Annotated in this window: 3 protein-coding genes; 2 read left to right on the top strand and 1 reads right to left on the bottom strand. The window is 73.3% G+C overall.

Features of this window, described 5'->3' with window-relative positions; translation table 11 throughout:
• On the bottom strand, nucleotides 1-473 hold a 473-nt coding region (locus ABZY44_RS37455), incomplete at its 3' end, for a hypothetical protein (protein ID WP_356661989.1).
• A gap of 261 nt (nucleotides 474-734) precedes the next feature.
• Between ABZY44_RS37455 and purN the strand changes: the two genes are divergently transcribed.
• Together purN and purH are read left to right on the top strand one after the other, a co-directional pair.
• A complete protein-coding gene (purN, locus tag ABZY44_RS37450) occupies nucleotides 735-1,358 on the top strand; it encodes a phosphoribosylglycinamide formyltransferase (RefSeq protein ID WP_356661987.1) in 624 nt (207 codons plus the stop codon).
• 32 nt (nucleotides 1,359-1,390) lie between these two features.
• Nucleotides 1,391-2,974 carry a bifunctional phosphoribosylaminoimidazolecarboxamide formyltransferase/IMP cyclohydrolase gene (purH, locus tag ABZY44_RS37445; protein WP_356661991.1) on the top strand — a complete coding sequence of 528 codons (1,584 nt, stop codon included), beginning with the start codon at nucleotides 1,391-1,393 and terminating at the stop codon, nucleotides 2,972-2,974.
• Nucleotides 2,975-3,114 lie beyond the last annotated feature (140 nt).

Below are 3,114 nucleotides of genomic sequence, written 5' to 3'. Positions count from 1 at the left end.
GCCCTCGCGCCCGCCTTCGCGCTGACCGCGACCATCAACTGGGACCTGCTGGCCATCGCCCTGACCGCTGCCGCGGCCGCGCCGGTCCCGTCCCCGGGTCCGTCCGGTCCGCCGGACCCGGTGGAACCGTCGGCCGGGGCGGGCTTCACCGGGACGCCCCGGAGCGCGCTGATGCCCCAGTACAGGGCCAGGACGCCCAGCAGCAGCCCCACCGAGGGAATCCCGAACACCCCGAAGAAGAACCCCCACATGCCGGCCAGCAGCGCGTACCGCGCCCGCCGCTGGATCGGGTCCGTCGGGTCCCAGCGGGCCGGTCCGGATCCGGGGGTCCCGCCCGGTCCCTGACCGGAGCCGCCCCCCGAGTCGCCGTCGCCGCCCGCGCGCGGTTCCCACGGCTGGTCGGGCCGGCCTTCCGGGGGCGCCGCGAAGGGGTTGTCGTCGGTGGAGGGGTCGGGCTGGCGGCGGTCCGGCATCGGGTGTGTTTCATCCCCTGTGTCATGGACGTCACTGGGACGTCGGAGGCCTGATTGCGGCGTGTACGCCAGACGCTACCGCCCACCCGCTCCCCCGTCCCTCGGGGGCCGTCCCGCGTGCCGGTATCGTTGCAGGCGGTCGGTGGCTTCGTATGGTCCGCCTATTCAGGCGACCCGAGGTTTCGTACGACCGTACAAGTCGAACCGTGTGCCCCCAGCTCAGGCCGGGGGTGCGCCCTGCCCGAGAAAGGGCTCCCTCTCATGGCCCCCTCCCGCCTGGTCGTGCTGGTCTCCGGCTCCGGCACCAACCTCCAGGCCCTCCTCGACGCCATCGACGCCCACGCCGGTGGAGCCGAGGGCTTCGGCGCAGAGGTCGTCGCCGTCGGGGCCGACCGCGAGGACATCGCCGGCCTGGAGCGCGCCGAGAAGGCGGGCATCCCCACCTTCGTGTGCCCGGTCAAGGCGTACGGGAGCCGCGCCGAGTGGGACGCGGCCCTGACCGAGGCCACCGGAGCCCACGCCCCGGACCTCGTGGTCTCGGCGGGGTTCATGAAGATCGTGGGTCCGGAGTTCATCGGCCGCTTCGGCGGCCGGTTCATCAACACCCATCCCGCCCTCCTCCCGGCCTTCCCGGGCGCCCACGGCGTACGGGACGCGCTCGCCTACGGCGCGAAGGTCACCGGCTGCACCGTCCACTTCGTGGACTCCGGCGTGGACACCGGTCCGATCATCGCCCAGGGTGTGGTCGAGATCCGGGACGAAGAGGACGAAGCCGCTCTCCATGAGCGGATCAAGGAAGTCGAGCGCCAGCTGCTCGTCGAGGTCGTGGGGCGCCTGGCCCGGCACGGCTACAGCATCGAGGGACGAAAGGTAACGATCCAGTGACCGCCGCAGAGGCCGCAGGGACCGCAGAGACCGTGACCGCACAGGGCGAGGACCTCGCCGCGTCGAAGCGCCCGATCCGGCGCGCTCTCGTCAGCGTCTACGACAAGACGGGGCTGGAGGAGCTGGCCCGCGGCCTGCACGCGGCGGGTGTCGCGCTCGTCTCGACCGGTTCCACCGCCGCGAAGATCGCCGCGGCCGGGGTGCCCGTCACCAAGGTCGAGGAGCTGACCGGCTTCCCCGAGTGCCTGGACGGCCGCGTCAAGACCCTCCACCCGCGCGTGCACGCCGGCATCCTCGCCGACCTGCGCCTGGAGGACCACCGCAACCAGCTCGCCGAGCTGGGCGTCGAGCCCTTCGACCTGGTCGTCGTCAACCTCTACCCCTTCCTCGAGACCGTCCAGTCGGGCGCGACCCCGGACGAGTGCGTGGAGCAGATCGACATCGGCGGCCCCTCGATGGTCCGCGCCGCCGCCAAGAACCACCCCTCGGTGGCCGTCGTCACCAGCCCGCAGCGCTACGCCGACGTGCTCGCCGCCGCCCAGGGCGGCGGTTTCGACCTCACCGCCCGCAAGCGGCTCGCGGCCGAGGCCTTCCAGCACACCGCGGCGTACGACGTGGCCGTGGCCTCCTGGTTCACGAACGTGTACGCCCCGGAGCCGGAGGCCGTGCTGCCCGAGTTCCTGGCCGGCGCGTGGGAGCGCAAGGCGGGCCTGCGCTACGGCGAGAACCCCCACCAGGCCGCCGCCCTCTACACGGACGGGCAGCCGGGCGGGCTCGCCAACGCCGAGCAGCTGCACGGCAAGGAGATGTCCTTCAACAACTACGTGGACACCGAGGCCGCGCGCCGCGCCGCCTACGACCACGAAGAGCCCTGCGTCGCGATCATCAAGCACGCCAACCCGTGCGGCATCGCCGTGGACAAGAAGGACGTCGCCGCGGCCCACCGCAAGGCGCACGCCTGCGACCCGCTGTCCGCCTTCGGCGGGGTCATCGCCGTCAACCGCCCGGTGACCGTCGAGCTCGCCGAGCAGGTCGCGGAGATCTTCACCGAGGTCATCGCCGCCCCGGACTACGAGGCCGGCGCGGTCGAGATCCTGGCCAAGAAGAAGAACATCCGCGTCCTGAAGGTGGCCGGCACCCCGCACCAGCCGGGCGACCTGAAGCCCATCTCCGGCGGCGCGCTGCTCCAGCACAGCGACGTCTTCCAGGCGGAGGGCGACGACCCGGCCAACTGGACCCTCGCCACCGGCGAGGCCCTCTCCGCCGCCGACCTCGCCGACCTCGCCTTCGCGTGGAAGGCATGCCGTGCGGTCAAGTCCAACGCGATCCTGCTCGCCAAGGACGGCGCCTCGGTCGGCGTGGGCATGGGCCAGGTCAACCGCGTCGACTCCGCGAAGCTCGCGGTCGAGCGCGCGGGCGCCGAGCGCGCGCAGGGCTCGTACGCCGCGTCCGACGCGTTCTTCCCCTTCCCGGACGGGCTGGAGATCCTGACCGCCGCGGGCATCAAGGCCGTGGTCCAGCCGGGCGGTTCGGTCCGCGACGAGCAGGTGATCGAGGCCGCGAAGGCGGCCGGCGTGACGATGTACTTCACCGGGACCCGGCACTTCTTCCACTGAGTCCCGCCGGTGTCCGGCCGGCCCCGGCCGGTCGGCTCCGGCCGGTCGGCTCCGGCCGGTCGGCTCCGGCCGGTCGGCTCCGGCCGGTCGGCTCCGGTACCGCAGACGGCGAAGGCCGCGCCCCCGCGCGGGCGGGGGGC

The organism is Streptomyces sp. NPDC006544 (genome assembly GCF_040611715.1).
Lineage (GTDB): Bacteria > Actinomycetota > Actinomycetes > Streptomycetales > Streptomycetaceae > Streptomyces.
Note: the sequence above shows the minus strand (reverse complement) of the source record. Positions and strands in the feature narration are given on the sequence as shown.